This is a genomic window from Erythrobacter ramosus (assembly GCF_009828055.1).
In the GTDB taxonomy this organism is placed as follows: Bacteria; Pseudomonadota; Alphaproteobacteria; order Sphingomonadales; family Sphingomonadaceae; genus Erythrobacter; species Erythrobacter ramosus.
In genome coordinates this window covers 39,912-46,238 of record NZ_WTYB01000005.1, presented here as the reverse complement: position 1 = coordinate 46,238, position 6,327 = coordinate 39,912, and the positions used below count along the sequence as shown (strand labels likewise).

The 6,327-nt window shown below is 62.4% G+C and carries 6 protein-coding genes; 1 reads left to right on the top strand and 5 read right to left on the bottom strand.

Translation table 11 applies throughout. The annotated features are described in order from the left end of the window. Nucleotides 1–266: 266 nt before the first annotated feature. A complete protein-coding gene (locus tag GRI59_RS15120; RefSeq protein WP_160762088.1) occupies nt 267–503 on the bottom strand; it encodes a DUF6894 family protein in 237 nt (78 codons plus the stop codon). Between the two features lie 626 nt (nt 504–1,129). Here GRI59_RS15120 and GRI59_RS15115 point away from each other — a divergent pair. Beyond that, the gene (locus GRI59_RS15115; protein WP_160762087.1) at nt 1,130–1,609 is read left to right on the top strand and encodes a cupin domain-containing protein; all 480 of its coding nucleotides are present in this window, start codon (nt 1,130–1,132) and stop codon (nt 1,607–1,609) included. Nucleotides 1,610–1,641: 32 nt separating this feature from the next. Here GRI59_RS15115 and GRI59_RS15110 read toward each other — a convergent pair whose 3' ends face one another. The 4 genes from GRI59_RS15110 to GRI59_RS15095 are packed head-to-tail and all read right to left on the bottom strand — an operon-like array spanning nt 1,642 to nt 6,215. Beyond that, nucleotides 1,642–2,343, bottom strand: a complete 702-nt coding sequence (locus GRI59_RS15110; RefSeq protein WP_160762086.1) for an ATP-binding cassette domain-containing protein — start codon at nt 2,341–2,343, stop codon at nt 1,642–1,644. Continuing rightward, the gene (locus GRI59_RS15105) at nt 2,336–3,562 is read right to left on the bottom strand and encodes an ABC transporter permease (RefSeq protein WP_160762085.1); all 1,227 of its coding nucleotides are present in this window, start codon (nt 3,560–3,562) and stop codon (nt 2,336–2,338) included. Before GRI59_RS15105 ends, GRI59_RS15110 begins: the two co-directional genes overlap by 8 nt. Beyond that, the gene (locus GRI59_RS15100; protein WP_160762084.1) at nt 3,559–4,893 is read right to left on the bottom strand and encodes an efflux RND transporter periplasmic adaptor subunit; all 1,335 of its coding nucleotides are present in this window, start codon (nt 4,891–4,893) and stop codon (nt 3,559–3,561) included. The genes GRI59_RS15105 and GRI59_RS15100 overlap by 4 nt, the downstream gene beginning before the upstream one ends. Next, the gene (locus GRI59_RS15095) at nt 4,890–6,215 is read right to left on the bottom strand and encodes a ferredoxin reductase family protein (RefSeq protein ID WP_160762083.1); all 1,326 of its coding nucleotides are present in this window, start codon (nt 6,213–6,215) and stop codon (nt 4,890–4,892) included. The genes GRI59_RS15100 and GRI59_RS15095 overlap by 4 nt, the downstream gene beginning before the upstream one ends. Between the last annotated feature and the right edge of the window lie 112 nt (nt 6,216–6,327).

Sequence of the window (6,327 nt, the reverse complement as noted above, 5' to 3'; positions counted from 1 at the left end):
TGATTCCTCGCCATCCCATTCCTCCTTCATGACCTATTCTAAAATAGAAATTGGGCCACTCAGAAGGGGGCAGATCATCTCGTTGGCCTCACCCAGGCATCGACATAAGGCCCGGCCAAAGGCACGCTGACCAAACAGCCGCTCCCCCGAGGGCAGCTTTCGGGATCGAGCCGGGTCGTCACTCATGGCTGGAACTGGGTGGAAAATGGACGCCGGATTTGCTCGAAACGCATGGGGAATAGATGCAAAACCGAAACGCCATACGCCTAGGCTTTTAAAACAATTGCCTCATCAAATCGAACTTGGCCGATTATATTTTGGTCGGCATCCACGAACTCCACGCGGTCACTTCCGGTAAAATGACCGAGCAAAACCGTTTCTGAAGCGAGTGAGCGAACCGCTTTTACTGCATGTGCTCGTGCAGCATGATCGTCCGCTAACAACGCCCCTTCGTCATCGAAGGTTATGTCGTCATTGTAGACGTTGAAATAATATCTTTTCATAGGGCATACTGGGACGCTCCCCAAAAAATGCTCTATTTTAAATCAGGTTTCGCAATTAAAGTTTCTAGAGAGCGTGCATGTTTCACGCGACGGCAATGGGGTCGGTTGCGGAACGGCAGCTCTTGGGTAACGAATTCACGATAGCCGCCATTCGTAGCACGCGTGGGGGGGGGCGGCGGTTGCCGACCCAGACCCGGTCGTTTACGATCACCGCATTGAATGTCCCCTTCTGACAGAAGCTGCCGATTTGGATGCCTCGAAGCGGACGGTAAGCAACGCGCGCCCGGTTCGGCACCGTAATCACACCGTAGCCGTGCCCAAATGCGGACGTCTGGGGCGGTCGATTTGTGTCCGGGTTTTGCTCCTATGAGCGGGAACTTCCCGTTCATTTCCTCGGCATTGCTAGAATCGGGAGAATTTGCCGACTTGCCGCGGATCTCGGTGGATTATTTCAGTTTCCCTATCTTCCGCCCCACTCGGGGATGGCTGGTCCCGCGAAATAGCGTCAGTAATTCCCGATGCTTTCCATAGGCGCCGAAAGGTACGATTAAGCCATCCGGGCGCACCAGTATTTCCTGACGTCTATAGAAGCGCACGCAGCATTTGCCCGCTCTAGGAGACGCATCATGGAACGCGCTGAACCGACGATCAAAGACATTGGACCAGCGCCCCAAGCGTTCGATATTGAGCGCGCGACCATTGCCAATCCGGATTATCGCACGGTCGCGTGGAGCGGGCGGTATCTTCAGGTCACCCTGATGGCGATCCCGGTCGGCGGCGATATTGGCCTTGAGGCCCACCCCGAGACTGATCAGTTCCTCCGGATCGAAGCGGGCCAAGGCCGGATGCGGATGGGTCCATCGGCGGATCACTTGACCCTCGATCGCGACGTGTCTGATGGCTGGTGCGTTCTCGTGCCAGCGGGAACCTGGCACAATATTGCCAATACCGGCAGCAGCCCCATGCAGCTCTATACGATCTACGCCCCGGCCCATCACAAGCCCGCAAAGGTGCAGGCGACCCAAGCCATAGCCGCCGGTGATGATGATGATCCGCCGGCCGATTGGTCAGTGCAGCCCCATCCCGCCGCCGACAAGCATGGCTGAACCGACAGGGGATTGCGGGGCAATGGCGCGGGTCAGGCTGGCGTGATCGCCCCGTCGGCCATAGTGATGATCCGGTCGCACTTCTGGGCGAGTTCGAGATTGTGGGTGACGATCAGGAAGCAGGTGCCTTCGTCGCGGTTCAGCTGGCGCATGAAGTCGAACACATTATCGGCCGACTGGCTGTCGAGGTTGCCGGTGGGCTCGTCGGCGAGGATAAGGCTGGCCTGCATCGCCAGCGCCCGCGCGATCGCCACCCGCTGCTGCTCGCCGCCGGACATGTTCGAGGACATATTGTCGCCGACATGCGCGAGGCCCATCTTCGCCAGCAGGCCCAGTGCGCGCGCTCTGATCGCATCACTGCCGCCATTACGATCGACGATCATCGGCATCATGACATTCTCCAGCGCCGTGAAGGCGGAGATCAGGTGGTGCTCCTGAAACACGAAGCCGATGGCATGGCCGCGCAGGCGGGTAATGGCAGAATCATCAAGGCTCGCGGTGTCGATCCCATTGATGAACACGTGCCCCGCCGTCGGCCGGTCGAGCAGGCCGATGATGTTGAGCAAGGTGCTCTTGCCCGACCCCGAAGCCCCCATCAGCGCCAGAAACTCGCCGCGATGCAGATCAAGGTCGATGCCGTGCAGGATCTCGATCTCGGACGGCAGCCCGATATTGTAGGAACGACGGATCCCCTCAAGATGCACGATCGGCGTGTCGGCAGCAGGTCTATCCACGGATGGCGTCGACCGGATCAAGCTTGGCCGCGCGCAGGGCCGGCGCGGTGGCGGACAGCAGACCCGTGATGGTGGCAAGGCCCAGCGTCACGATGAACATCTGACGCTCTAGCAGCAGCGGAAACAGCTCGCTACCATCGGCCTGACGGATCAGACTGTGATACCAGATGAGACCACCCGCCCCGACCAGGCAGCCGATGATCGCGCCCGCCAAGCCAAGCAAGCCGCCTTGAATGAGGAAAATCCGCAGGATCTGCCCGCGCGTCGTCCCCATCGCGCGCAGGATGCCGATGTCCTTCGACCGCTGGATCACCGAGACAACCAGCACTGCCGCAATCCCGAAGGCGACCGACAGACCGACGAACGCTCGGATCAGCGTGTTGGACGATTGCTGCGCCCGGATTGCGGTGAAGAACTGCGCATTGGTGGCGATCCAGCTTTCGGCTTTGACCGGATTGGCGGCGGCAATCTGCTGCGCTAGCCGCTCGGCGGCATAGACATCGGCGATCTTGACCTCGATCGTGGTGACCGCGCCTGCCTGCCCCAGCAGCGATTGCGCTGTGCGTAGCGCGACATAGCTGACGCTTTCGTTCGCAGCCTTGTTACCCAGATCGAACAGCCCGGTGATGCGCAATATGACCGAATTGCCCGAAGCCGCCCGGACATTTACGGTATCGCCCAGACTGGCGCCGAGATTGGTGGCGAGATCGGTGCCGAGAATGATCTCGTCATTGGCAAGGGTCGCTTTACCCTCGGTCAGAAAGTCAGGGATGCGGATGATTGGGAAATAGCTCTCGGGTTCAACCCCGGACACTCTGACCGCGCGGCTCGCATCGCCGCGCGTGACCAGCGCAGAACCCAGCATGGTCGGGGCAGCGTTCAACACACCTGGCATTTGCGCCACCCGGTCTCGCACCTTTTGCCATTGGTTGATCGACACGATCCTTTGCGTGGGACGCTGCACGGTCGCGTCCTCGATCACGTCATCCGATGCAAACAGCGGCCGGGCGACCTGATCGAGCGGCAGCAGCTGGATCTGGGCCGAGGATGTCAGCACCCGGTCAAGGAAGTTGACCTGCAAGCCCGACAGCAGCGCCGACATGAACACGATCACCGCAACGCCGATGGTGATGCCCAGAATGATGAAGGCGGTCTGCAAGCGCCCTTCGCGCAAGAATCGGACCGCTGCGATCCATTCGAACGGCACGGCATTGTTCATCGCGCAGCCGCTCGCACCCGGTCACCTACTGCAATCTCCGATGTTGCCGGGATCACCTGCGCGCCCTTGGCAACGCCGCTCAGGATTTCGATCCGCTGGTCGCCCTGCAACCCCAGCCGCACCGGACGGCGCACGGCGCGTCCGTTCTCGATCACCATCACCCACGGCGCAGGCGTCAGCGCATCGCGCACGGCGCTGCCCGGAAGCGACAGAACATCGGCGCGGCGGGCCGTTTCGATGTCGACCGACACCGTCATATTCTGGCGCAGATAGGCGGGCGGGTCGGTGACGGTCAGCTTCACGGTCGCCGAGGCGCGGGCAATGTCGATGCCCGGATTGATGTAAGCCACTTTCGCGGCGAAGTGCGCTTGCGGATAGGCATCGGCTGAGACACGCGCCGTCTGCCCGATGGCGATCCGGCTAAGATTGCGCTCGTCGATTTGCAGCACGATCTGCATGTCGCCACCGGGCGAGAGCAGCATCAAGGTCGCTCCGGGTACGACCACGGCCCCGCGTTCGACCGAGCGGCTGATGAGCACGCCGTCGCGTGGCGCAGCGATCGTGGCATCGCCGAGCCGTGATTGCGCCGCCGCCGAGCTTGCTCGGGCTTGCTGCAAGTCGGCGGTGGCTGCGGCCAGCCCGCTCCCGCCGGCGCGGGCGCTGCGAATCTGCGTCTGCGCCACCACCACCTGCGTGCGCGCAATATCGCGGTTACGGGTGACCTCGTCGAAATAGGCGCGAGTCACGAAGCCCTTCGGCAAGAGGGCGGATGTGCGGTCGTAGATCTGCTGCGTGCCAAGGAGGCTGGCCTGCGCGGAACGCTCCGCCTCCAGCGCTTGCGGCAAGGACAGCTCGCTCACTTGCCGGACCCGCGCACTGGCTTGCGCCTCGGCAGCTCGGGCCTGAGCAGCGATGTTCTGCAATTCGTCCGACCGCAGCAAGATCAGCGGCTGCCCCCGCCGCACCACTTCGCCTTCGCGCACAGCGACCGAGACCACGGTGCCAGTAATCTGACTGGCAATTTCGACCCGATAGGGGGATTCGATGTGCCCACTGGCGACCACCGTCTTCAGCAGGTCGGCGCGCTGCACCAGCTCGACCGGAACCGCTGTGCCGTTCAAATACCGGTAGCCAAAGTAACCGGCGAGCAGCAGGCCGAGAACGGCCAAGGCGACCAGCCATTTGTGGCCCAGCAGGCTTTTGGCCAGCGGACTGACCTTGGCCTGAGGGATTGCCGCCGCCGAAGTCTGTGGGCCGACAAGGGGCGGAGGGACCGGCTCGGATGATGCCGATGGAACCGAAGCGGGGCCTGCCAGGATTTCAGCCGTCATCGCATCTGGAACAATTCGCGGTGAAAGCGGTGCGCAGGCAGGCCGTCCGTGCGCATGGCCTTATGCAGAGCATCGCCGAATATCGCCGGGCCGCAAAACCAGACGTCGGCCTTGCGCCACTCCGGGACCCAGCCTTCGATCTTTTCTAGATCGACAAATCCGTCCCGGCCCGTGTCGACAAGGTGCAGACGCACACCCGAGGCAGCGGCTGAGTTGCGGACCTCGGCGATGAAACCGTCATCGGGCGCGGCTGTCGAGTAGATCAGGTCAACGTCCGCCAGATGGCCGGACATGGTGAGCGCCTCCATCCGCGCGATGAAGGGAGTGATGCCGACCCCGCCAGCGATCCAGAGCTGCGCCCCTCGGACGGGCTCAAAGTCAAAGCGGCCGTAAGGCCCTTCAATTGTGATCGCTTCGCCGACCGCGATGGTCGTCGGCAGGCGCCGGGTGTAATCGCCGAGCCCCTTGATGCTGAAGGCAAGGCGGCCCGTATTGGCCCAGCCGGATGAAATGGTGAAAGGATGGGCCTGCCCGTCACCTGTGAAGGTCAGGAAGGCGAATTGTCCGGCGGCATGACCTGGCCACGCCGTCGTCAATTTCACACCCACATCCAGAACGCTGTTGCCTGCATGGACATGGAAATCGGTGACTTCGCCCGCAAACCGGTGCGATTTGCCGATCCTCCCGAAGATCGACAGGCCGGCGGCAACCGCTGCGGCAGCGAGCACGGTCATTATCAGCCATCCGATCGGGGCGCTCCAGTAGCTGGCCGGAGTCAGCACGGCGGCGTGGAACGTCAGCACCAGAAACATGGGCGCCATCAGGCGGTGGGTCTTGAAGAAGAGGTGGTAAGGAAACCGCCGCCACAACGCGAGCGCGGCCAGCACCAGCAGCAGGTAGAACGCCCACTCACCGAGGTCTGCGGCCAGATCCCTGTATTCGGCGAAAGGCCGCTCCCCGGCGCCAGCGTCCGCCCCGGCGACGCGCACTCGCGGCGCAAGCCACCCCAGTTCGACGAGCCATTTCGGCGCCTTTTCCACCAGCCAGTGCAGCACCGCCATGCTGACCGCCGCGATGCCCAGCCATTTGTGGAGGCGGTAGAATTTGTCGAGTCCGCCCAGAGCCGCTTCGACCTGCACCGGCCTTGCCGCCAGCAAAACGGCCACAGCCATGAAGGTGATAGCCAGAATGCCGGTCAGGGGCACAAGCAAGCCCCGAACCGCCCAGAAGCCGCCTGCTAGAAGAGGCAGTTCGACGCTGGCGAGCCACAGCACGATGATCAGGGAGGCAACGGCTGCAAAGGCCAATTTCAGGCGTTTCATGGGGTTTGCCTTCCGGCGTCGGCGTAACGGGCTGCGTAAACCTATTGCTGCGCCCGCTAGTGCCAGGTTCGCGGACGCAGCAATAAGCCATCAGTGCCGTGCGCGGGGTGCC